Genomic DNA, 23,078 nt, shown 5'->3' on the forward strand with positions numbered 1-23,078 from the left:
CCGCGAGGAACGCTCCCTTGAACGGTTTCGCCCGTACGGCGGCCACGGCTGCCTCCGCCCTGGCCCTGGCCGCCTCCTCCCTGCTGCTGGCCTCCTCCCCGGCCTCGGCCGCCACCTCCTGCCTCGGCAGCAGCTGCAACGGCCTCGACCCCGCCACCACCGTCTGCCAGAACGACGCCCGCACCGTGCTGTGGGCGGGCTGGAACGAGGTGGAGCTGCGCTACAGCCCGACCTGCCGGGCCGCCTGGGCCCGCAAGACCTCCGGCGTGCCGGGCCGCGGCATCAGCGTCACCAACTCCCTGGGGAACTCGTACTCGACCGTGTGGAACGGCGGTACGGCCTACACCCGGATGGTGAACGACAAGGACATCAAGGCGTGGGCCTGCGCCCACTGGGACGCCGGCGAGCAGCATGAGTGCACCGCCGGGTACTAGACCTCCTACCGCGACGGAAAGACCTGTGAACCCTCCCACCCGCACCCGCACCCGCACCGTTGCCACCGGCGTCGCGGCCTTCGCGCTCGCCGCGTCCGGCCTGCTGTTCGCCTCGGGTCCGGCCTCGGCCGCCACCTCCTGCTACGGCAGCACCTGCACCGGCCTCGACCCGGCCACCACCGTCTGCCAGAACGACGCCCGCACCGTGGCCCGGTCCGCGTGGGGGGTGGAGCTGCGTTACAGCCCGACCTGCCGCGCAGCTTGGGCGCGCAAGACCTCCGGAGCCTCGTTCGACACCGACATCAAGGTCACCAACGACCTGAACCAGTCCTACAGCGCCTACTACGGCGGCAACGGGACGGTGTTCACCCGGATGGTGAACGACAAGGACGTCACCGCCCAGGCCTGCGAGCTGCGCTCGACGGGCAGCAACTGCACCGACCGGTACTGAACTCGGAGGACTCCACGATGAAGTCGGCCCTGCGGCCCCAACTGCCGCGCCGCGCCTTCCTGTCCGCGACCTTCGCCCTCGGCGCGGCGGCCGTGATCCCGCTCTCCGCCGCCGGCCGGGCGGCCGCCGCCACGGGGGAGCCGGTCGTCGCGGACTGCGCATCCTGGGGCGCCCGCGCGTCGAGCAGCCCCGTCAAGGTCGTTCCCGCCCCGGCCCAGAAGATCATCGTCCACCACACGGCCACGCCCAACGTGACCGACTACTCCCAGGGGCAGGGCTTCGCCCTGGCCCGCTCGATGCAGAACTGGGCCATGGACTCCCAGCACTGGATCGACACCGGCCAGCACTTCACCGTCAGCCGCGGCGGCCACGTCATGGAGGGCCGCCACGGCAGCCTCTCCGCGCTCCGGTCCGGTGCGCAGACGGTGGAGGCGGCCCACTGCGCCGGCCAGAACACCCTCGCGATCGGCATCGAGAACGAGGGCACCTACACCACGGTCGAGCCGCGCAGCGAGCAGTACGCGAAGCTCGTCGAGCTGTGCGCGCACATCTGTCGCCAGTACGGCCTGCGCGCGTACCAGATCTACGGGCACCGGGACTTCAACGCCACCCAGTGCCCCGGCGACCGGCTGTACGCCCTGCTGCCCCAGCTGCGCCGGGACGTCGCCGCGCGGATCGGCGGGGACCCGACGGCGCCGGTGTGGCCGCTGCTGCACAACGGCGACAGCGGCGACAAGGTGGCCGCCCTCCAGCACCTGCTGGTGCGGCGGGGCGCGTCCCTCCAGCCCGACGGGTCCTTCGGCCCGGCCACCGAGAAGGCCGTGCGCGACTTCCAGACGCTGGTGACGGCCACCGCGGACGGTTGGGCCGGGAACCAGACCTGGCAGCAGCTCGTGGTCCCCGTCCGCCGCGGCGAATCCGGCGAGGCGGTCAAGGCCGTCCAACGCCTGCTCACGGCGAGCGGCATCCCGACGGACGTCGACGGGGCCTTCGGGCCGGGCACCCAGAGTGCGGTGACCGGCTTCCAGAACTCGGCCGGGCTGCCCGCCGACGGGGTCGTCGACGCCCGCACCTTCGCCCGCCTGCTCGGCTGACGTCCACCACCCACCGGCGCACGCTCCCGAGGAGGAACACACCGCCATGCCCTCGACCACCTGGTCACACCGCTGGGGCCTGCTGCTCGCCGTCGTCGTCTCGCTGCTCGTCGGCCTCGGTACGCCCGCCCAGGCGCACGCGGGCGCCTTCGCCCCGACCCAGTCCCGCGGCAACAAGGGCTCGGACGTCGCGGCCCTGCAGTACCTGCTGAACGCCCACGGCACGTCGCTGGGCGCGGACGGGGACTTCGGCCCGGGCACCGAGGCCGCGGTCCGCGCCTTCCAGACCGCCAAGGGCCTCGGCGCGGACGGCATCGTGGGCCCGAACACCTGGAAGAGCCTGACGGTCATCGTCCGGGAGGGTGACCGCGGCGAGGCCGTGAAGGCGCTCCAGCACCTGCTCAACGCCAAGCGCGGAGCCGGTCTGGCCGTCGACGGGGCCTTCGGTGCGGGCACCGCCGCCGCGGTGCGCACCTTCCAGGGCCACGCCGGACTCGACGCCGACGGCATCGTCGGCAGCGCCACCTGGACGAACCTGCTCTGGCACTACGAGTACGCCGACTACACCGCCGGCACGCTCTGCAACCAGAACCCCGACGGCAACACCTCCGCGGACTGGGGCACGGCCGCGGCCGTCGCCCAGCTGGAGGCCGCGGCCCGGACCTTCACCGCGACCGGCCGCGGCAAGGTGCCGGTCGGTGACATCGCCTTCGAGCACGGCGGGACCATCAACGGACACGCCAGTCACCAGGTCGGCATGGACGCGGACATCTGGCCCGTGCGCACCGACGCCGCCCAGTGCGCCGGATCGCGGATCACCTGGCAGTCGGCCGCCTACGACCGGGCCGCCACCCGCGACCTGGTCAAGGCCCTGCGGGCCGCCGCGCCCGGCCACGTCAAGTTCGTCTACTTCAACGACCCCCAGCTCATCGCCGAAGGGCTGACGGTCCAGTACCCGAACCACGACAACCACCTGCACATCCGCTACTGCGAAGCGGTCCACCCCAACGCCGGCTACCAGTGCTGACCGCCCCGCACGCCCCGCACGCCCCGCACGCCCGCACGAGACCGAGGAACCCGCGATGAGAAGAATCCCGTCCCTGACGGCCGTCCTCCTGGCCGCGCTGACGGCAACCCTGATGGCCGCCCTGCTGGGCGCCCCCGCAGCCCAGGCGGCGGACTGGCCGCTCGTCCGCAAGGGCGACTCCGGCCCCCAGGTGACCACCGTCCAGCACCTGCTGACGGCCCGTGGCCAGAGCACCGGCGCCGACGGCGCGTTCGGCGACGGCACCGAGGCCAAGGTCAAGAGCTTCCAGGGCGCGAACGGCCTGTCCCCGGTGGACGGCATCGTGGGCGCCGACACCTGGTCCAAGCTGATCGTCACCGTCCGCAAGGGCGACAACGGGTCCGCCGTCAAGGCCCTGCAGACCCAGCTCAACCGCTACGGCTACGGCCTCGCCGTCGACGGCGCCTTCGGCGACGGCACCGTCTCCAAGGTCCGCGCCTTCCAGTCCGCCAAGGACCTGGACGCCGACGGGATCGTCGGCCCCGACACCTGGCGCGCCCTGGTCTCCGGTTCCTCCGGCGGCAGCGGCGGCAGCAGCGGCCTGCTGACCCACTCCCAGGCGGCGGCGATCTTCAACGGCGCCGGCGGCATCGGCTGGACCTCCTCCGGCAACTGCTCGAACCGCAACAGCACCAGCTGCACCTCCTTCGACGGGCTGCGCCGGACCTCCGCCGACGGCGCGGTGGCGCTGCGCCGGGCCAGCGGCTGCACGCTGACCATCACCGGCGGTACGGAGACCGGCCACGCCGGCGGTACGTACAGCCACTGGAACGGCTACAAGCTCGACTTCAGCCCCACCAGCTGCCTGAGCAACTACATCACCGGCACCTTCCCGCGGACCGGCACCCGCGGCGACGGCGCGGCGCTCTACACCGCCCCCTCGGGCAACGTGTACGCCCGCGAAGGCAGCCACTGGGACGTCACCTTCACCGGCTGACCAGGGGAAAGACCGGCCGCCCCGGACCACCCCCGGGGCGGCCGGCCTTCGTACACACTCGCGATACCCTCTTTCGCGCGCGCGGTCTCGTCGAACCGCCGTACAGCTCCTGGGGGGACGCGAAATGACGGACAGTCACAGACGAAACGAGCAGCCGTCGGCCAGAGCCGCACTGGCGGCCGAGATGCGCTGCACCAAGGACCAGTCCGGGCTCAGCTACGGGAAACTGGCCGAGAAGACCCACTACAGCAGGTCCTCCTGGGAGCGGTTCCTCAACGGCAAACAGCTCCCGACCGCCGTCGCCGTCCAGCAGTTCGCCGCAGCGACCGGGGGCGACGCCGCGCCCCTGCTCGAACTGCTGGAGCGCGCCGTCTCCGAGGAGGGCGGGCGAGCCGCGGCCCCGCCGGCCGCACCGGACGCGGAAGCCCGCCCGGGCACCGGGACCGCGCCCGCCCCGGCCCCCGCGCCCGATGCCCGCCCCGGCGCCGCGCCCGCCCCGGCCCCCGCCGGCGCAACCGGCCCGGATCCCGCTCCGGCCGCGGCACGGCGCCGCCCGCCCGCCTGGTCCGGCGCGCTCGCCAAGGCCGCCCTCGTCGTCGCCGGCGCGGTGCTCGGCAGCCTCGGCACCACCCTCGTCACCGGCGCCTTCGCCGGTTCCCCCGCCACCGGGCCGGAAGCCCGTACGGCGGCGGCCACCGCACCGGCCGCACCGACGCCCACCGCCGTGCCCCGGCCGCCGAGCTGCCGCGCCGACTCCTGCTGGCGGCGCGAACCCCAGGCCGCGGACTGCCAGTGGGACGCCACCACGATCCGGCAGACCTTCCTGCGCGGGATGAACATCCAGCTGCGCTACAGCGCGGCCTGCGCGGCGGTGTGGGGGCGGATCGAGAACGGCACCGTCGGCGACTCCGTCGTCATCAAGGACGCCGGCGGCCGCGAGGAGTCGGCGGAGATCCGGATGGACCGGGACACGTACACCCGGATGCTCGCCGTGACCGCCGACGCCCCCTACGACAAGGTCACCATCTGCGGGGTCATCCCGCGGTTCCAGGAGACCGAGTGCTCCCCGACGGGATCCGTCCTCCCCTGAAAACGGCGCGGGCCGGGCGGAGCCGGCCCGAGGGTGGGGCGCATGCCCTTCACCGTCCGGCCCGCCCGTCCCGAGGACGCGGCTGACGTCTGCGCCCTGCTCAACGCCGTCGACACCATCGGGATCGGGCGGCCAGAGACCGACCTCGCCACCGTCGAGGCCGACCTGTCCCACCCCGGCGTGGACCTGGCCACCGACTCTCCCCCAGCTACCGCTGGGAGGTGCCCCCAGGCTCGCCTTCGTGGACGGCAGGCTGGGGCGTACGCCCTGGTGTGGGCGGACTCCGGGCCCGGCCGGGTCGACTGCGACCACTACGTGCTGCCCGGCCACGACGGGGCCGCCCTCGCCCTCCTGGAACGGGTGGAGGTCCGGGCCCGCGAGCTGGCCGGCGGGGCGGCGGAGGGCCGGCTGCGGCTCCAGCTCAACACCGAGCCCACCCGCGACCCGTCCCTGCTGACCGGGCTGGGCCAGTCACCTCGGCGTCCGGTCCGACGTGCGCGGCCGGGACCTCGTCGGCCTCGGCGTGGACATCCGGAACGAGACCGGCGCACTCGGGTTGTACGAGGCCCACGGGATGAAGCTCCACTACGCCGTTGACACCTGGGAGCTGTCCTTGCACTCGCATGGGTGACAGGCGCACGACGCAAGGGTGCAATCGGTCCAACCGGCAGTGCACCGGGGCCCGCAAGGGGTGACATTGGCTCCCAGTGAGTCCCGGTAGCCGTAAGGAGGCACCCGATGCGCGCAGCCACCCACGCCAAGTGGGCCGTAGGGGCGGTGGCCGTCGCCCTGGCGGCGTCGGCCTGCGGAGGCGGGGGCGACAGCGGCGGGGGCGGCGAGTCCGGGATCGTCAGCTCCTCCTGGGGCGACCCGCAGAACCCCCTGGAGCCGGCCAACACCAACGAGGTGCAGGGCGGCAAGGTCCTCGACATGATCTTCCGCGGGCTCAAGCGCTACGACCCCCGGACCGGCGCGGCCACGGACATGCTGGCCGAGAAGATCGAGACCACGGACAACCAGAACTTCACCATCACCGTGAAGGACGGCTGGACGTTCAGCAACGGCGAGCCGGTCACCGCCCAGTCCTTCGTCGACGCCTGGAACTACGCGGCGGACGTCACCAACAAGCAGAACAACGCGCCGTTCTTCGCCGACATCGTCGGCTACGACCAGGTCCACCCGGCCTCCGGCGAGCCCAAGGCGAAGACGATGTCCGGGCTGGTCCTCAAGGACGCCCGGACCTTCACCGTCGCCCTCGACAAGAAGTTCTCCACCTGGCCCCAGACCCTCGGCTACCAGGCCTTCTCCCCGCTGCCCAAGGCCTTCTTCACCGACCACACCGCCTGGCTGAACAAGCCGATCGGCAACGGCCCGTACGCCGTCGACTCGTACACCAAGGGCACCGGGATGAAGCTGCGCACCTGGGACGGCTACCCGGGCCCGGACAAGGCCGTCAACGGGGGTGTGGACCTCAAGGTCTACACCGACAACAACACCGCCTACACGGACCTGATCTCCGGCAACCTCGACCTGGTCGACGACATCCCCGCGGCGCAGCTGAAGAACGTCAAGAACGACCTCGGCGACCGGTACATCAACCAGCCGGCCCTGATCATCCAGACCCTCACCTTCCCCTTCTACGACCCCCAGTGGGGCAAGGAGGGCACGGAGAAGGTACGCCTCGGCATCTCCAGGGCGATCAACCGCGACGAGATCACCAAGCAGATCTTCCGCGAGACCCGCACCCCCGCCAAGGACTGGACCTCCCCGGCCCTCGGCGAGAAGGGCGGGTTCAACCCCACGCTGTGCGGGGAGGCCTGCACCTACGACCCCGCGGCCGCCAAGCAGCTGATCCAGGAGGGCGGCGGCCTGCCCGGGGGCCGGATGACCCTCACCTCCAACGTGGACACCGGATCGCACCGTGCCTGGATGGACGCCGTCTGCAACAGCATCAACAACGCCCTCGGCCAGGGACCCGTCTGCACGGTCAACCCGATCGGCACCTTCGCCGACTTCCGCAACCAGCAGAGCTCCTACAAGCTGACCGGGCCGTTCCGCTCCGGCTGGCAGGCCGACTACCCGCTGATCCAGAACTTCCTCCAGCCGCTGTACTACACGGGCGCCTCCTCCAACTACGGGAAGTTCAGCGACCCGCAGTTCGACAAGCTCGTCGACGAGGCCAACCAGGAGAGCGACACCGCCCGGGCGATCGCGAAGTTCCAGGACGCCGAGCGGATCCTCGCCGCCCAGATGCCGGCCATCCCGCTCTGGTACCAGAACGGCAGCGCCGGGTACGCCGAACGCCTCTCCGACGTGGCCCTCAACCAGTTCAGCGTGCCCGTCTACGACCAGATCAAGGTCAGCTGACCGCAGCCGCAAGGCCCCCGCCGACACCCCGGAGCGCTCCAGTGGGACGTTATGTGATCCGGCGGCTGCTCCAGATGATCCCGGTGTTCATCGGCAGCACGTTCCTGATCTTCTTCATGGTGTACGCGCTCGGGGACCCCGTCGCCGCCCTCTTCGGCGACAAGGCCCCCGACCCGGCCACCGCCGCGCGGATCCGCAAGGACCTCTACCTCGACCGCCCCCTGTGGGAGCAGTACCTGCACTACATGGGGCAGATCTTCCAGGGGGACTTCGGCACGGCCTTCAACGGCCAGCCCGTCACCGAGCTGATGGCCTCGGCCTTCCCCGTCACCCTCCGCCTGACCTGCGTGGCGATCGTCATCGAGATCATCGTCGGGATCACCCTCGGCGTGGTCAGCGGCCTGCGCCGCGGCCGGGCCGTCGACTCGGGGGTGCTGGTCCTCACCCTGATCGTGATCTCCATCCCGACGTTCGTCACCGGCTACGTCCTCCAGTACCTCTTCGGCGTCAAATGGGGCTGGGTCCGGCCCACCGTCTCCCCGAGCGCCCCCCTGGACGAGCTGATCCTGCCCGGCATCGTCCTCGCCCTGGTCTCCCTCGCGTACGTCACCCGACTGTCGCGCACCTCCATCGCCGAGAACGCCCGCGCCGACTACGTCCGCACCGCCGTCGCCAAGGGGCTGCCGCGTCGCCGCGTGACCACCCGGCACCTGCTGCGGAACTCGCTGATCCCCGTCGTCACCTTCATCGGCACCGACATCGGCGCCCTCATGGGCGGCGCCATCGTCACCGAGCGGATCTTCAACATCCACGGCGTCGGCTACCAGCTCTACCAGGGCATCCTGCGCAACAACTCCCCGACCGTGGTCGGGTTCGTGACCATCCTCGTCATCGTCTTCCTGCTGGCGAACCTGCTCGTCGACCTGCTCTACGCGGTCCTCGACCCCAGGATCCGCTATGCCTGAGCCGGCGTACGACCCCCTGGAACCCGGCGACAACGAAGCCATCGCACCCACAGGACAGGGCGGTCAGATGGACCTGGCACTCGACGAGGCGGAAAGCCTGGAGAAGACCCTGGAACCCGACCCGGGCCGGAACGGGCCGACGGAGAAGGCCCGCTCCCTGTGGTCCGACGCCTGGCACCAACTGCGCCGCAACCCCGTCTTCGTCATCTCCGCCCTGTTGATCCTCTTCCTCGTCGTCATCGCGATCTGGCCGCAGCTCATCGCGAGCGGCGACCCGCTGCAGTGCGACCTGTCCAAGTCGCAGCAGGGCTCCGAGCCCGGCCACCCCTTCGGCTTCGACACCCAGGGTTGCGACGTGTACACCCGCACCGTGTACGGGGCCCGCGCCTCGATCACCGTCGGCGTGTGCGCCACCCTCGGGGCCGCGCTGCTCGGCTCCCTCCTCGGCGGACTCGCCGGGTTCTTCGGCGGCTGGAGCGACTCGCTGCTGTCCCGCGTCGCCGACATCTTCTTCGGCATCCCGGTCATCCTGGGCGGCCTGGTCTTCCTGTCCGTCGTCACCGGCGACACCGTCTGGCCGGTGGTCGGCTTCATCGTGCTGCTGGGCTGGCCGCAGGTGGCCCGCATCGCCCGCGGATCCGTCATCACCGCCAAGGAGAACGACTACGTACAGGCCGCCCGGGCGCTGGGCGCCGGCCACACCCGGCTGCTGCTGCGGCACGTGGGGCCCAACGCCGTCGCCCCCGTCATCGTCGTCGCCACCATCGCGCTCGGCACGTACATCGCCCTGGAGGCCACCCTGTCCTTCCTCGGCGTGGGCCTGCGCCCGCCCACGGTCTCGTGGGGCATCGACATCTCCAACGCGGCCCCCCAGATCCGCAACGCCCCGCACATGCTGCTCTGGCCGGCCGGCGCGCTGAGCCTGACCGTGCTCGCGTTCATCATGCTCGGCGACGCGGTGCGCGACGCCCTCGACCCCAAACTGCGCTGAGGAGCGGGCCCATGCTGCTCGAAGTCCGGGACCTGCAGGTGGAGTTCCGCACCCGCGACGGGGTCGCCAAGGCCGTCAACGGGGTGAACTACTCGGTGGAAGCCGGCGAGACGCTCGCCGTGCTCGGCGAGTCCGGCTCCGGCAAGTCGGTGACCGCCCAGGCCGTGATGGGCATCCTGGACGTGCCGCCGGGCCGGATCGCGGGCGGCGAGATCCTCTTCAAGGGCAAGGACCTGCTGAGGATGAAGGAGGACGAGCGGCGCAGGATCCGCGGCGCCGACATGGCGATGATCTTCCAGGACGCGCTGTCCGCCCTCAACCCGGTGCTCAGCGTGGGCGCGCAGCTCGGCGAGATGTACGAGGTGCACCGCGGGATGTCCCGCAAGGACGCGCGGGCCCGGGCCGTCGAGCTGATGGACCGGGTGAAGATCCCCGCGGCGAAGCAGCGGGTGGGGGACTACCCGCACCAGTTCTCCGGCGGCATGCGCCAGCGCATCATGATCGCGATGGCGCTGGCCCTGGAGCCCTCCCTGATCATCGCCGACGAGCCGACGACGGCGCTCGACGTCACCGTCCAGGCCCAGGTGATGGACCTGCTCGCCGAGCTCCGGCGCGAGCTGAACATGGGCCTGATCCTGATCACCCACGACCTGGGCGTGGTCGCCGACGTCGCCGACAAGATCGCCGTGATGTACGCGGGCCGGATCGTGGAGTCGGCCCCCGTCCACGAGATCTACAAGCGCCCCGCCCACCCGTACACCCGCGGCCTGCTCGACTCCATCCCGCGCCTGGACCAGAAGGGCCAGGAGCTGTACGCGATCAAGGGCCTGCCGCCCAACCTGCTCGCCATCCCGCCCGGCTGCGCCTTCAACCCGCGCTGCCCCATGGCGCGGCCGGTGTGCCGCAGCGACGTGCCGCCGCTGTACCCGGTCACCGGGGTGCCCGTGCCCCGCGCGAGCGCCTGCCACTTCTGGAAGGAGTGCCTCGGTGGCTGAGCCCATCCTCCAGGTCCGCGACCTGGTCAAGCACTACCCGCTGACCCGGGGGATCCTGTTCAAGAAGCAGGTCGGCGCGGTCAAGGCGGTCGACGGGGTCTCCTTCGGGCTCGCCCGCGGCGAGACCCTCGGCATCGTCGGGGAGTCGGGCTGCGGCAAGTCCACGGTGGCCAGGATGCTGGTCCACCTGGAACGCCCCACGGCGGGCGCCATCACCTACAAGGGCGAGGACATCACCAAGCTGTCCGGCCGGGCCCTGAAGGCGGTGCGCCGCAACATCCAGATGGTGTTCCAGGACCCGTACACCTCGCTGAACCCGCGCATGACGGTCGGCGACATCATCGGCGAGCCGTACGAGATCCACCCGGAGGCCGCACCGAAGGGCGACCGGCGCCGGCGGGTGCAGGAGCTCCTCGACGTCGTGGGCCTGAACCCGGAGTACATCAACCGCTACCCGCACCAGTTCTCCGGCGGCCAGCGCCAGCGCATCGGCATCGCCCGCGGCCTCGCCCTGCGACCGGAGGTCATCGTGGCCGACGAGCCGGTCTCCGCGCTCGACGTGTCGGTGCAGGCGCAGGTGGTCAACCTGCTGGAGCGGCTGCAGAGCGAGTTCGACCTGAGCTACGTGTTCATCGCGCACGACCTGTCGATCGTCCGGCACATCTCCGACCGGGTCGGGGTGATGTACCTCGGCCGGGTGGTGGAGACCGGCACCGACACCGAGATCTACGACCACCCCACCCACCCGTACACCCAGGCCCTGCTGTCGGCCGTCCCGGTCCCGGACCCCGGGGCGCGGGCCCACCGCGAGCGGATCATCCTGTCCGGGGACGTCCCCTCGCCCGCCGACCCGCCGTCGGGCTGCCCGTTCCGCACCCGCTGCTGGAAGGCCCAGCGCCGCTGCACCGAGGAGGTCCCGCTGCTGGCGGTCCCGGCGGTCTTCCCCGCCGGTCCGGCGGCGCACCCCTCGGCCTGCCACTTCGCGGCCGAGAAGCAGGTGGTGCCGCCGCCCGGGGAACTGCCGCCGCCCGGAGGCCTCCCGGGCGGCCCGGCCGGCGGCCCGGCCGGCCCCGGGAAGGACTAGCCGCCCGGCGCGGCCGGACCCGCGGCGCGGACCGGCTGCGCCGAATGGAGGAGCGCCCGGCCCGGCGCAGCAGCGCAGTGCGGGGCGCACGGGCGAGCGGAGCGCGCTGCCGGCCGGCGGGCCGGAATCCGACCCGACGAACCCGTCCCGTTCTGACGCATTCCGCGCGACACGACCACCGACCTCCTCGTGCCACCGGTTATTTCCGGCCAGGGCCGTGATTCCACCGCGTGGCGGCCGTCCGCGCCGCCCGGGCACCCGCGGCCGTCCTCCGCCGACCCAACCCGGTTTACATGCAGGCAACTTGACCGATTCTGTCCGGAGATATGGGTCCGGCAGGCTGGGTTCCGTACGGCCGTGCGGGTGCCGACGGTCGGCCGGGGGGCCCTCCGTGCTCCCCGGCCGGCCACCCCCGTGACCCTGCGCATGCGCGGCGTGCGCCCCTCGTGCTGCCGGATTTCGATCGATGCGCTGGTACGGATAGTTATGATCCGTAGCGCACGGTGGGTATGACTCCGCCGAGCACTGAGTACGAGTACGCGTACCGATGTCCGCTCGTCGTGGAGGTGAAACGCCGTGGCACTCTCGATCTCGGCCGTGGTGCTGCTGGCGATCGTCGTCTTCCTGCTGGTCCGCCGGTCGGGCCTGAAGGCGGGACACGCCGCTGTCTGTGTGCTCCTCGGTTTCTATCTCGCGAGCTCGACCATCGCGCCGACGCTCACCCAGTTGACCTCGAACGTGGCGAGCATGATCAGCGGCCTCAAGTTGTAGGCCGTCGCTCGTTAGTCTTGCCCCATGAACGGTCTTCCCGCCCGTCGTCTGCTCTTCGTGCACGCGCACCCGGACGACGAGTCGATCAACAACGGCGTCACCATGGCCAAGTACGCGGCCGAGGGTGCCCACGTCGCGCTGGTGACCTGCACCCTCGGCGAGGAGGGTGAGGTCATCCCGTCCGAACTCGCCCATCTGGCGGCCGACCGGGACGACACCCTCGGCACCCACCGCATCGGCGAGCTGGCCGCGGCCATGGCCGAACTCGGCGTCTCCGACCACCGGTTCCTCGGCGGCCCCGGCCGCTTCCGCGACTCCGGGATGATGGGGGTGGAGCAGAACCACCGCCCCGGCTCCTTCTGGTCGGCCGAGGTCGACGAGGCGGCCGCGTACCTCGTCGCGGTCATCCGCGAGCTGCGCCCGCAGGTCCTCGTGACCTACGACCCGAACGGCGGCTACGGGCACCCCGACCACATCCAGGCCCACCGGGTCGCCATGCGCGCCACGGAACTGGCCGCCGAGCCCGCCTACCGGCGCGACCTCGGCGAAGCGCACACCGTCGGGAAGGTCTACTGGAACCGGGTGCCGCGCTCGGTGGTCGAGGAGGGCTTCGCCCGGCTGCGGGCGGCCGGCGCCAAGGCGTCCTTCCCGGGCGTTGCTTCGCCGGACGACGTGCCCGGCGTCGTCGCCGACGAGCTCGTCACCGCGGAGATCACCGCCGACGAGCCGGTCGTGGCGGCCAAGGCGGCCGCGATGCGGGCGCACGCCACGCAGATCGCGGTGGACGGGCCCTTCTTCGCGCTCTCCAACGACCTGGCGCAGCCCCTGTTCGTCCGCGAGTTCTACGAGCTGGTCCGGGGCCGCCCCGGCGCCCCCGCCGGCGAGCGCGAGCACGACCTGTTCGCGGGGGTCGGGGTATGACCCGGGCCTGGACCGCGGGGCGCATCGCCGTCCTCCTCGGGCTGGTGGCGCTCGGCCTGCTGACCGGCCTGGCCGGGTGGGTCGTCGTCGACCTCTGGTTCCCCGCCGGGGTGGCGCTGGCCCTGCTCGCGCTCTTCGGGCTGTTCTTCGGCGGCCGGATCGCCACCGGGACCGGCATCGGGGTGGGCGCGGCCGCGGCCGGCTGGTTCCTGGCGTACGTGGCCCTCGGTGTCCCGCGGCCCGAGGGCGACTTCCTGCTGGGTTCGTCCGGAATCGGCATGTACGTATACCTTTTGGGCGGAACCGTTGCGGCTGTGATGTGTGCCACCCTGCGCAATCCGTACGACCGGCCGGTTTCGGCCGCGCCGTCCGCCAAGTGACACGCCGTTGAACTCGGGCGGGGGTGCCCGCTGCGGGCGGTTGGGGCCGGCCGCACCCGGTGCGCGCCGGGAGCTTGGAGGAAGCGAAGGGGAACCTCGGATTCCCCTAGGTCAGTTGCGTCCGCGCCTCGGCCAGTATGGTGGTCGGGCCGCCGAGCTGCCCGCGCACGGTATGACGGGCGGCGGAGCCAACCGGGAGAACCTGCCTTGAGTCGTGAAACCGACAGTCCGACCTCCGGGCCCCAGGGGCGCGGAGGAGCCGCATACCCCTCGGGTACCCAGCCGTACGGAACCGGCCAGCACCCGTCCGCGGACACAGCGGCGACTGCCTCGGAGGAGAACTCTGTGACCTCGAACCCGTCCACGCCCGACACCGACGGGCCGAAGACCGAGACCACCCTGACGACCCGGATCCGGATCAACATCCCGGGTTCGCGGCCGATCCCGCCGGTGGTCGTGCGCAAGCCGGTCGCCGCCGACCCGGACAAGGGCCGGGAGGCGCAGGCCGAGCCGGAGGCCGCGCCCGCGCGCGCGTCGGCCCCGGCGTCGCCCCGCGCCCTGCCCGCCGCACCGTCCGCGTCCGCCGCCTCCACCGCGCCGGCCCCGGCCGCCGCACCGGACGGGCCCGCGGCGCCCGCCGAGGGGGACGACGCGGGCAACAACTGGTTCGCCCCCCGCAAGTCGAAGCCCGCCCCCGCCCCGGCCGCGGCCCTGCCGACCCGCAGCCCGGCCGCCCCGCTGCCGACCCGGTCCCCGGCCGCGACCGGGCCCGCCCCGGCCCCGCTGCCGGTCCGTACGCCCGCCCCGCCGGCCCGGCCCGGAGCGGCCGCCCGCGGCGGCGCCCCGGCCCAGGACTTCCCCGGTGCCCCGGCGCGCGACTTCGCCGGCCCGCCGGCACCCGCCCCGGCGGGCCCCGGCTTCGACGCCTCCGACTTCGACGCGGGCTTCGCCGGCGCCGGCGCCCCCGGCGCGCCCGGCGGCCCCGCCGCCGACGCCACCCAGGGCTTCCCTCCCTTCCCCGGCGACGGCGGCCCCGCCACCGAGGCGTTCCCCGCCTTCGACGCCACCGCGGGCCGCCCGGGCCCCGCAGGCCCGTCCGGCCCCACCGGCGGTCCCGCCCTGGGCAACTCCCCCCTCGGCGGCCCCCGCGCCGACGAGGCCGCGCGCTGGCCCGGCCCGGGCCTCGACGACCCGATGGCCGCGCCGGTGCCCCCGCCGGGCCCCGGCGCGCCCGGCGGCTCCGCCCCGCGCGGCCCGCGGCCGGCCCCGGTCCGCCCGGCTGCGGCGAAGCCGGCCGCCAGGGCCGCCCCCAAGCCGACCAAGGTGGCCAAGGCCCGCTCCAAGCTGGTCCTGCTGGGCGGCGGCGTCGTCGCCCTGCTCGGCGTCGCCTACGGCGCCGGGCTGCTGCTGAACCACTCGGACGTCCCCAAGGGCACCACCGTCCTCGGCGTCGACATCAGCGGCAGCCGCGACGAGGCCGTCGGCAAGCTCCAGAGCGCGTTCGGCAACCGCGCCGCCACCCCGCTGCAGCTGACCGTCGGCGGCAACCGGGTCGAGCTCAGGCCGGAGAAGGCCGGCCTGTCCCTCGACGCGCCGACCACCGTCCGCAACGCCGCCGGCAACGACTACAACCCGATCACGGTCATCGGCTCGCTCCTCGGTAACGAGCGCGTCGCCGACCCCGTGCTGCCCGTCGACGAGGAGAAGCTCCAGGTCGCGCTCCAGGAACTGGCCGGCACCGCCGGCACGGTCACCGAGGGCACCATCAAGTTCGACACCGGCAAGGCCGTCGCCGTCCCCGGCAAGGCCGGCACCACCCTCGACCCGGGCGCCTCCGCCGACCTGGTCGCCAAGGCCTTCCGCGAGATGGTCGCCACCGGCAAGACGGCCCCCCTCGAACTGCCCGTCACCAACAAGGAGCCGGCCGTCGGCCAGGCCGAACTGGACCGGGCCATGAAGGACTTCGCCGAACCCGCCATGTCCGGCATCGCCACCGTCAAGGTCGGCACCAAGTCCCTCGCCTTCGGCCCCAAGTCCCTGCCCAAGATCCTCAGCATGCAGGTGGTGGAGGGGCGCCTGGTCGAGAAGTACGACCTGGAGGCGCTGAAGACCACGTACGGGAACACCTTCGACGGCGTCCTGATCACCCGCGGCACCGGCGACAAGACCCCCGTCACCCCGCAGGACGTGGCCGGCGCCCTCGGCAAGGCCCTGCGCGGCAAGACCGCCGCCGACCGCACCGTGACGATCAGCACCAACCCCAGCTGACCCGAGCACGCCGCCCGGCACCGCACGGCCCCCGCCCCGGACTCCGGACGGGGGCCGTCCGCGTTCCCGCCGCCCGCGCAGCCGCCCCGCCCGGACCGCCCCGCGGGGCCGTTCCGCGCGCCCCGTCATGCCGGGCACATGACATCCGTCATGCGGTGCCCACGACGCCGGACACTGCCGCGCACACCCTCTGACCGGCCACGATGTGTGCCATGACGACGAAGAGCCCAGCGCACACCGCCGCCGCGCAGGACACCGGACCCGGCGCCGCCCCCGTGGTGAGCTTCAGCAGCGTGACCAAGAGCTACGGCTCCGTACGGGCGGTCGACGGCCTCTCCCTCGAACTCCACCCCGGCGAGACCGTCGCCCTGCTCGGCCCCAACGGCGCCGGCAAGTCCTCCACCCTCGACCTCCTCCTCGGCCTGCGCCCCGCGGACTCCGGCACCGTCCGGCTCTTCGGCACCGAACCGCGCGAGGCCATCGCCGCCGGCCGCGTCGGCGCCATGCTCCAGAGCGGCGGCCTGATGGAGGAGGTGACCGTCCGGGAGATCGTGGCCCTCGGCTGCGCCCTGCACCCGCGCCGCTACCCGGTCGACGAGGTCCTCGGCCGCGCCGGCATCGCCGAGATCGCCGACCGCAAGGTCAACAAGCTCTCCGGCGGCCAGGAGCAGCGCGTCCGCTTCGCCCTCGCCACCGCCGGCCGCAACGACCTGATCGTCCTCGACGAGCCCACCACCGGCATGGACGTCACCTCCCGCCAGGCCTTCTGGGCCACCATGCGCGAGCAGGCCGCACAGGGCCGCACCGTCCTGTTCGCCACGCACTACCTGGAGGAGGCCGACGCGATCGCCGACCGCGTCATCGTCCTCAACAAGGGCCGGCTGCTCGCCGACGGCACCGCCGCCGAGATCAAGGCCCGCGCCGGCGTCCGCCGGATCTCCTTCGACCTCGACGCCGACGCCCGGGGCGACGAGTCCGCCCTGCGCGCCCTGCCGCACCTCACCGCCTACGAGCGGGGCGGCGACACGTTCCGGCTCCAGTCGGCCGACGCCGACGCCACCGTGCACGCCCTCTACGCCCTGGGGCTCTACCCCCGCAACCTGGAAGTCGCCGGGCTGGGCCTCGAACAGGCCTTCATCGCCCTCACCGAGGCCGAGGAGGCCGCAGCGTCATGACCCAGCTCGTCAAGCTCGAAATAGCCCGCGCCCTGCGCAACAAGAAGTACCTGTTCTTCACCGTGCTCTATCCCGCCGCCCTGTTCCTGATGCTCGGCGGCACCCTGAGCGGGACCACCAAGGTCATGGGCACCGAACTGACCATGCCCGCCTTCTACATGGTCGCCATGGCCTCCTTCGGCGCCCTGACCGCCGTCCTGCTGGGCAACAGCGAGCGCATCGCCAAGGAGCGCGAGCAGGGCTGGGTCCGCCAGCTGCGCCTGACCGCGCTCCCCGGCCGCGGCTACGTGCTCGGCAAGACCGCGAGCGCCGGCGTGCTGTCCCTGCCCGCCATCCTGGCCGTCTTCCTCATCGCCGGCGTCGTCAAGGGCGTCCGCTTCGAGGTCTGGCAGTGGCTCGCCCTGACCGGCTCCATCTGGGCCGGCAGCCTGGTCTTCGCCGCCCTCGGCGTGGCCATCGGCTACCTGGCCAGCGGGGACACCGCCCGCCCGCTGGCGATGCTCTTCTACTTCGGCCTGTCCATCCTCGGCGGGCTGTGGATGCCCACCGCCGCCTTCCCCCAGTGGCTCCAGAACATCTGCGAGTGGCTGCCGACCCACGCCTACGCGGGACTCGGCCAGGCCATCGAGCTCGGTGGCGCCCCCCACCTGAAGGACGTGGCCATCCTCGCGGTGTACTTCGTACTCTTCACCGGTGCCGCCGCCTGGCTGTACCGCAAGGACTCGCTGAAGGCATGACGGGAGAGGCGAGCGTGGGCACGCAGAGCAGCCCGGAGCCGGTACTGGCCGCCCGGCGCGAGAACCGGCGCAACAGGGCCGTGAGGGCGCTGTGGATCGCCCTGTGGCTCGTCTACCTCCAGGCGCCCCTCGGCGACCTCGTCCACGGCGGCCACGGCACGGTGGCCCGGACCCTCGGCGGCCTGGGCCTGGCCGCCTTCGTCGCCTGGTACCTGGCCCTCGCCGTCCGCGCCGGCCGGCCGGCCGGCGCGCGGTGGATCGTGTCCTCCGCCGTGCTGCTCTCCGCCCTGGCCGCGGTCCTGTCCCTGTCCCTGGGACGCGAATGGCTCGTGCTCTTCGTGTACGTGTCGATCGCCTCCGGCGCGGCCCTGCCCGGCGAGCTGTCCCGCTGGATGGTGCCCGGGGCGACCCTGCTGCTGGCGGTGACCGCGAACGCCGTACCGGGCGGCGGCGAGTATCTCGCCGACCTGCTGATCCCGGCCCTGATGGGCGGCTTCGCGATGGTCGGCATCCGCGCGATGATCCGCACCACCCTGGAACTGCGCGAGGCGCGGGCCACGGTGGCGCAGCTCGCGGCCAACGAGGAGCGCCTGCGGATGGCCCGCGACCTGCACGACCTGCTGGGCCATTCGCTGTCCCTGATCACGCTCAAGAGCGAGCTGGCCGGCCGGATGCTGCCCGGCCACCCCGAGCAGGCGGCCCAGCAGGTCGCCGACATCGAGCGGGTCAGCCGGCAGGCACTGGTCGACGTGCGGGAGGCCGTCACCGGCTACCGGCGGGCGACGCTGCCGGGCGAACTCGCCGGGGCCAAGACCGCCCTGACGGCGGCCGGCGTGCTCGCGGACCTCCCCGCCGGCGGCGTGGACGACCTCCCCCTGGACGCACTCCCCGAGGACGCCGAGGCGGCCCTGGCCTGGTCGCTGCGCGAGGCGGTGACCAACGTGGTCCGCCACAGCGGCGCCAAGCGGTGCACGGTCACCCTGCAGGCGCAGCAGACGCTGGCGGGACGGGTCGTCGAGCTGTGCGTGTCCGACGACGGCGCGGGCGGCCACCCGGTCCCGGGGAACGGCCTCACCGGCCTGACGGAGCGCCTGGAAGCCGTCGGCGGCAGCCTCTCGGCGGGCCCGGCCGGAAAGCGCGGATTCCGCCTGCTGGCCCGGGTGCCCCTAGGATCCGGGTCATGACGGCGCCCCCGATACGGATCCTCCTGGCCGAGGACCAGTCCATGGTCCGCGAGGCCCTCGCCGCCCTGCTCGGCCTGGAGCCCGACATCGAGGTGGTCGTCCAGGTGGCCCGCGGCGACGAGGTGGTGCCCGCCGCCCGCGCCCACGACGTGGACGTGGCCCTGCTCGACATCGAGATGCCGGGCATGACGGGCATCGAGGCGGCGGCCGCGCTGCGGGCGGAGCTGCCCGGGCTGCGGATCGTCGTCCTGACCACCTTCGGCCGGCCCGGCTACCTGCGCGGTGCCATGGAGGCCGGGGCGTCGGCGTTCCTGGTCAAGGACGCCCCTGCCGCACAACTCGCCGACGCGGTGCGCAAGGTCCTGGCGGGGGAGCGGGTCATCGACCCGGCGCTGGCCGCGGCCGCCCTCGCGGAGGGCGCGAACCCGCTGACCGAACGCGAGCGGGAGGTCCTGCGGGCCGCCGAGAACGGTGCGACCAACGCGGAACTCGCCGCCGCCCTGCACCTCTCCCAGGGCACGGTCCGCAACTACCTGTCCACGGCCATCCAGAAGCTGGCCTCCCGCAACCGCGCCGAGGCCGTCCGCGTGGCCCGGGAGAAGGGCTGGCTCTGACGGCCGCCCCCGCCCGGTCCCGCCCGGCACCGGCCCGGGCCGCCCGCCCTGCCGGCCCGCCCGCCCCTCCGGCCCCGCGCTCCCCGTGCGCCCTCAGTTGAGCAGGGCGCGGGCCGAGAGGGCCTCCGAGCGGATCCGGGCCGCGGCGTCGGCGTCCACCGCCGCGACCACCTCCGCGTACGCCTCCAGCTCCGCCGCGCCCGTACGGAACTCCCCGCGCTCCACGAGCAGCCGGGCCCGCTCGTAGCGCAGCGACGCCGGGTGCGAGGGCAGCAGCAGCGACAGGTCCAGCGACCACAGGGCGACCGCCGACTGCTCGGGCCGGGCCGAGGCCCAGGCCCGGATGTTGTTGAGGATCCGCAGGACGATCTCCAGCGTGCCGGCCGGGGTGCGCGGCCCGGACGCGAGCTCCGCCGGACCCGTGCCCAGCGAGGCCCCGCCCGCGAAGGGGTCCACCACGACCCCCTCCTCCGGATCGCCGAAGCCCACCACGAAGTGCCCCGGCAGGCCGAGCCCGTACACGGGTGCGCCCGCCCGCCGGGCGACCTCCAGCCAGACCACGGACAGCAGGATCGGCAGGCCCCGGCGCCGCCGCAGCACCTCGTGCAGCAGCGAGGACGACAGCCTCCCGTAGTCCGCGGGCGTGCCGTGGAAGCCCAGCCGCCCGCCGAGCAGCTCCGTCACCGCCGAGGCCCAGGCCCGCGCGCCGCGCAGCCCGTACGGCAGCATGCCCGCCAGCCGGTCCAGCTCGATCTGCGCCCAGTCCACGGCCCGTTCGTCGAGCTCCGGGTCCGCCTCGGCGGCCAGCAGCAGGCACAGCACCGCCAGGTCGGGGCGCTCCGAGCGGGCCTCCCGGGCGAACAGCTGCCGGTCCCGCGCACTCATCGCGGGTTCCGGTAGTGGTGGTAGGCGTGGTGCGGCACGAAGCCCATCCCCTCGTACAGCGCCCGGCCCGCCGCGTTGTCCGTCTCCACCTGGAGCCAGGCCGCCGAGGCGCCCTCCTCCAGGGCCCGCGCCGCCAGCGCCGCCATCACCGCCGTCGCCAGCCCCGCGCGCCGGTGCGCCGGGTCGACCTCGACCGCAGCGAAACCGGCCCACCGGCCGTCGGCCACGAGCCGGCCGATCGCCCGCCCGGGCACCGTCGCGAACCAGACCGACGGCCCGGCCGCCAGCACCCGGCCGGCGACCGCCGGGTCGGCCACCCGCCCGTACCGTCCGAGCCACTCCTCGTCCGGGGTGCGGGACAGCAGCACCTGCGCGGTGTCCGCGGCCGTGTCCGCGAGCGGTGCCAGGGCCGCGACGCGGACCTCCGCCGACACCTCACGGACCCAGCCCCGCCGCTCCAGGTCGGCGCACAGCAGCTCCTGGGTGCCGGCGGCCCCCGTGGCCGCCTGCACATACGCCGGAAGCCCTCGTTCCGCGTACCAGGACGTCACCCGCGCGAGTGCTTCGTCCAGCGGCACCCCCGGGTCGCCGAGCGGCAGCACCGAATTGGCCCGCCGGGTGAATCCGGCGGCCGCGCGCAGCGTCCAGTCGCCCAGCTGCTCGCTCTCCAGCGGCTGCCAGGACCGCGCCCCGATGCGCGCCAACTCCTCGAACGAGGCCGCTGGGCCCCGCCTGCGAGCCGGCGCTGCGGGGACGACCTTGCCCGCGACCAGCGACGATTCCGCGATGCGGACGGACTCGCCGCTCTTTCGTGTGATCGTCAGCACACCCTGTTCCCACGATGTGAGAACCCCTACCGTATCGGTGAACGCGGGCGCGGCCTTCGAGCCGCTCTCCACCCGTCGTACAGACACTCGTTTACCCACGTCAGCCGGGGTAATACGAATCTCCAGCAGCCCGCCTGCCGCGATTTCCACAGCTCTGTCCGCCCCTCCTGTTCGGATCGTGCCCGGGAACGGAGATACTAGGCGTGGGCATCGACGACGCCGCGCTCCCGCGCGATATGGACAGCCCTACCGAGGAGGAACGAGAGCGTGACCTACGTCATCGCGGAGCCTTGTGTCGACGTCAAGGACAAGGCATGCATCGAAGAGTGCCCCGTCGACTGCATCTACGAGGGCCAGCGGTCCTTGTACATCCACCCGGACGAATGCGTCGACTGTGGTGCCTGTGAGCCGGTCTGCCCCGTGGAGGCCATCTTCTACGAGGACGACACTCCGGAGGAGTGGAAGGAGTACTACAAGGCGAACGTCGAGTTCTTCGACGAGCTCGGTTCGCCCGGTGGTGCCTCGAAGCTGGGCCTGATCGAGCGGGATCACCCCTTCATCGCCGCGCTGCCGCCCATGGGCGAAGGCCACTGACGGCCGCCGCTCACGGCAGAACGCGAGTCTCGGTCCCGTACGGCCCCGTGCCGGGCGGGACCGAGCCGTTTGTCCCCAGACCCGGCACGCAGTCCGGCACGCACGAGAGAGCAGAGAGCACCGTGGCCGCAGTATCCGCACGTCTTCCCGTCTTTCCCTGGGACAAGCTGGAGCCGTACAAGGCGACGGCCGCGGCGCACCCGGACGGCATCGTCGACCTGTCCGTCGGCACCCCCGTGGACCCGGTGCCGCAGCTGATCCGCAGCGCCCTCGTCGCGGCCGCCGACTCCCCGGGCTACCCCACCGTGTGGGGCACGCCCGCACTGCGCGACGCGATCACCGGCTGGCTGCGCGACCGGCTCGGCGCGAGCGCCGCCGGACACCGCAACGTCCTCCCGGTCGTCGGCTCCAAGGAGCTGGTGGCCTGGCTGCCGACCCAGCTGGGCCTGGGCGCCGGGGACAAGGTCGCCTACCCGCGGCTCGCCTACCCGACGTACGAGGTCGGCGCGCGGCTGTGCGGGGCCGAGGCCGTCGTCTACGACGACCCGACCGAGCTCGACCCGGCCGGCATCAAGCTGCTGTGGCTGAACTCCCCGTCCAACCCGACCGGGAAGGTCATCCCGAAGGACGAGCTGGTCCGGATCGTGGCCTGGGCGCGCCGGCACGGGATCCTGGTCTTCAGCGACGAGTGCTACCTGGAGCTGGGCTGGGAGGCCGAGCCCGTCTCCGTCCTCCACGACGACGTGTGCGGCGGTTCGTACGAGGGCCTCGTCGCCGTCCACTCGCTGTCCAAGCGCTCCAACCTGGCCGGCTACCGGGCCGCGTTCATCGCGGGCGACGCGGACGTCCTCGGCGAGCTGCTGGAGATCCGCAAGCACGGCGGCATGATGACCCCCGCCCCGGTGCAGGCGGCCACGGTGGCGGCGCTCGGTGACGACGCGCACGTCGAGGAGCAGCGCGCGCGCTACGCCGCACGGCGCGAGGCGCTGCGGGCGGCGCTCGTGGCGCACGGCTTCCGGGTCGACCACTCCGAGGCCAGCCTCTACCTGTGGGTGACCCGCGACGAGCCCTGCTGGGACACCGTGGCCCACCTCGCCGCCCTCGGCATCCTGGTCGCTCCCGGCGACTTCTACGGCGAGGCGGGCGCGCAGCACGTCCGCGTCGCGTTCACGGCCACGGACGAGCGCGTCGAGGCGGCCGTCAAGCGCCTCGCCTGAGGCGGGCGCACACGGACACCGGGGCGCGCGC

General features: G+C 73.1%; 24 protein-coding genes and 1 pseudogene. 23 read left to right on the top strand and 2 right to left on the bottom strand.

All coding sequences use genetic code 11. From position 1 onward, the window contains the following. Positions 1-17: 17 nt before the first annotated feature. The 21 genes and pseudogenes from ACZ4VL_RS16025 (at position 18) to ACZ4VL_RS16125 (ending at position 19,524) form a co-directional block, all read left to right on the top strand. Positions 18-434, top strand: a complete 417-nt coding sequence (locus ACZ4VL_RS16025) for a DUF2690 domain-containing protein (RefSeq protein WP_468200035.1) — start codon at positions 18-20, stop codon at positions 432-434. A gap of 25 nt (positions 435-459) precedes the next feature. Continuing rightward, entirely contained in the window at positions 460-885 is a 426-nt protein-coding gene (locus ACZ4VL_RS16030; protein ID WP_468200037.1) for a DUF2690 domain-containing protein, read from the top strand. A 17-nt stretch (positions 886-902) separates the two neighbouring features. After that, the gene (locus tag ACZ4VL_RS16035) at positions 903-1,979 is read left to right on the top strand and encodes a peptidoglycan recognition protein family protein (RefSeq protein WP_468200038.1); all 1,077 of its coding nucleotides are present in this window, start codon (positions 903-905) and stop codon (positions 1,977-1,979) included. Between the two features lie 46 nt (positions 1,980-2,025). Then, positions 2,026-3,006, top strand: a complete 981-nt coding sequence (locus tag ACZ4VL_RS16040) for a peptidoglycan-binding domain-containing protein (RefSeq protein WP_468200039.1) — start codon at positions 2,026-2,028, stop codon at positions 3,004-3,006. 112 nt (positions 3,007-3,118) lie between these two features. Next, positions 3,119-3,343, top strand: a pseudogene (locus ACZ4VL_RS16045) (peptidoglycan-binding domain-containing protein); the annotation flags it as partial. Next, complete coding sequence (locus ACZ4VL_RS16050; protein WP_468200101.1) at positions 3,329-3,982, top strand: peptidoglycan-binding domain-containing protein; 654 nt, start codon at positions 3,329-3,331, stop codon at positions 3,980-3,982. The pseudogene ACZ4VL_RS16045 and the gene ACZ4VL_RS16050, both read left to right, overlap by 15 nt. Positions 3,983-4,106: 124 nt before the next feature. After that, entirely contained in the window at positions 4,107-5,072 is a 966-nt protein-coding gene (locus ACZ4VL_RS16055; protein ID WP_468200040.1) for a helix-turn-helix domain-containing protein, read from the top strand. A 42-nt stretch (positions 5,073-5,114) separates the two neighbouring features. Further along, positions 5,115-5,669: a GNAT family N-acetyltransferase gene (locus ACZ4VL_RS16060; protein WP_468200042.1), complete on the top strand. Its 555-nt coding sequence runs from the start codon at positions 5,115-5,117 to the stop codon at positions 5,667-5,669. A 141-nt stretch (positions 5,670-5,810) separates the two neighbouring features. Continuing rightward, positions 5,811-7,439: a peptide ABC transporter substrate-binding protein gene (locus tag ACZ4VL_RS16065; RefSeq protein WP_468200044.1), complete on the top strand. Its 1,629-nt coding sequence runs from the start codon at positions 5,811-5,813 to the stop codon at positions 7,437-7,439. Positions 7,440-7,480: 41 nt separating this feature from the next. Continuing rightward, positions 7,481-8,404, top strand: a complete 924-nt coding sequence (locus ACZ4VL_RS16070; protein ID WP_468200046.1) for an ABC transporter permease — start codon at positions 7,481-7,483, stop codon at positions 8,402-8,404. Then, entirely contained in the window at positions 8,397-9,395 is a 999-nt protein-coding gene (locus ACZ4VL_RS16075; protein WP_468200048.1) for an ABC transporter permease, read from the top strand. The genes ACZ4VL_RS16070 and ACZ4VL_RS16075 overlap by 8 nt, the downstream gene beginning before the upstream one ends. Before the next feature lie 11 nt (positions 9,396-9,406). Then, entirely contained in the window at positions 9,407-10,390 is a 984-nt protein-coding gene (locus tag ACZ4VL_RS16080; RefSeq protein ID WP_468200049.1) for an ABC transporter ATP-binding protein, read from the top strand. Next, on the top strand, positions 10,383-11,474 hold the full coding sequence (locus ACZ4VL_RS16085; RefSeq protein ID WP_468200051.1) for an ABC transporter ATP-binding protein: 1,092 nt from the start codon (positions 10,383-10,385) through the stop codon (positions 11,472-11,474). The genes ACZ4VL_RS16080 and ACZ4VL_RS16085 overlap by 8 nt, the downstream gene beginning before the upstream one ends. A gap of 576 nt (positions 11,475-12,050) precedes the next feature. Continuing rightward, positions 12,051-12,245, top strand: a complete 195-nt coding sequence (locus tag ACZ4VL_RS16090) for a hypothetical protein (protein WP_114054011.1) — start codon at positions 12,051-12,053, stop codon at positions 12,243-12,245. A gap of 24 nt (positions 12,246-12,269) precedes the next feature. Next, positions 12,270-13,166, top strand: a complete 897-nt coding sequence (mshB, locus tag ACZ4VL_RS16095) for an N-acetyl-1-D-myo-inositol-2-amino-2-deoxy-alpha-D-glucopyranoside deacetylase (protein WP_468200052.1) — start codon at positions 12,270-12,272, stop codon at positions 13,164-13,166. Next, the gene (locus tag ACZ4VL_RS16100; RefSeq protein WP_468200054.1) at positions 13,163-13,546 is read left to right on the top strand and encodes a DUF6113 family protein; all 384 of its coding nucleotides are present in this window, start codon (positions 13,163-13,165) and stop codon (positions 13,544-13,546) included. Before mshB ends, ACZ4VL_RS16100 begins: the two co-directional genes overlap by 4 nt. Positions 13,547-13,753: 207 nt before the next feature. Then, entirely contained in the window at positions 13,754-15,814 is a 2,061-nt protein-coding gene (locus tag ACZ4VL_RS16105) for a peptidoglycan binding domain-containing protein (RefSeq protein ID WP_468200055.1), read from the top strand. Between the two features lie 212 nt (positions 15,815-16,026). Next, positions 16,027-16,989 (top strand): ABC transporter ATP-binding protein, encoded by a 963-nt coding sequence (locus ACZ4VL_RS16110; RefSeq protein ID WP_468200057.1) that lies wholly within the window; start codon positions 16,027-16,029, stop codon positions 16,987-16,989. Beyond that, a complete protein-coding gene (locus ACZ4VL_RS16115) occupies positions 16,986-17,726 on the top strand; it encodes an ABC transporter permease (RefSeq protein WP_468200058.1) in 741 nt (246 codons plus the stop codon). Before ACZ4VL_RS16110 ends, ACZ4VL_RS16115 begins: the two co-directional genes overlap by 4 nt. Then, on the top strand, positions 17,723-18,910 hold the full coding sequence (locus ACZ4VL_RS16120) for a sensor histidine kinase (RefSeq protein ID WP_468200059.1): 1,188 nt from the start codon (positions 17,723-17,725) through the stop codon (positions 18,908-18,910). Before ACZ4VL_RS16115 ends, ACZ4VL_RS16120 begins: the two co-directional genes overlap by 4 nt. Continuing rightward, positions 18,907-19,524 (top strand): response regulator transcription factor, encoded by a 618-nt coding sequence (locus ACZ4VL_RS16125; RefSeq protein ID WP_468200060.1) that lies wholly within the window; start codon positions 18,907-18,909, stop codon positions 19,522-19,524. The genes ACZ4VL_RS16120 and ACZ4VL_RS16125 overlap by 4 nt, the downstream gene beginning before the upstream one ends. Positions 19,525-19,617: 93 nt before the next feature. Here the strand turns inward: ACZ4VL_RS16125 and ACZ4VL_RS16130 are convergent, their stop codons facing one another. Both ACZ4VL_RS16130 and ACZ4VL_RS16135 read right to left on the bottom strand, forming a co-directional pair. Then, on the bottom strand, positions 19,618-20,409 hold the full coding sequence (locus ACZ4VL_RS16130; RefSeq protein ID WP_468200062.1) for a transglutaminase-like domain-containing protein: 792 nt from the start codon (positions 20,407-20,409) through the stop codon (positions 19,618-19,620). Beyond that, the gene (locus ACZ4VL_RS16135; protein WP_468200064.1) at positions 20,406-21,386 is read right to left on the bottom strand and encodes a GNAT family N-acetyltransferase; all 981 of its coding nucleotides are present in this window, start codon (positions 21,384-21,386) and stop codon (positions 20,406-20,408) included. Before ACZ4VL_RS16135 ends, ACZ4VL_RS16130 begins: the two co-directional genes overlap by 4 nt. Positions 21,387-21,503: 117 nt before the next feature. Between ACZ4VL_RS16135 and fdxA the strand changes: the two genes are divergently transcribed. Continuing rightward, positions 21,504-21,830: a ferredoxin gene (fdxA, locus tag ACZ4VL_RS16140; protein ID WP_114054017.1), complete on the top strand. Its 327-nt coding sequence runs from the start codon at positions 21,504-21,506 to the stop codon at positions 21,828-21,830. Positions 21,831-21,952: 122 nt separating this feature from the next. Further along, positions 21,953-23,047 carry a succinyldiaminopimelate transaminase gene (gene dapC, locus ACZ4VL_RS16145; RefSeq protein WP_468200065.1) on the top strand — a complete coding sequence of 365 codons (1,095 nt, stop codon included), beginning with the start codon at positions 21,953-21,955 and terminating at the stop codon, positions 23,045-23,047. The last annotated feature ends 31 nt before the right edge of the window (positions 23,048-23,078 follow it).

Source organism: Streptomyces sp. NPDC029014, assembly GCF_055564695.1.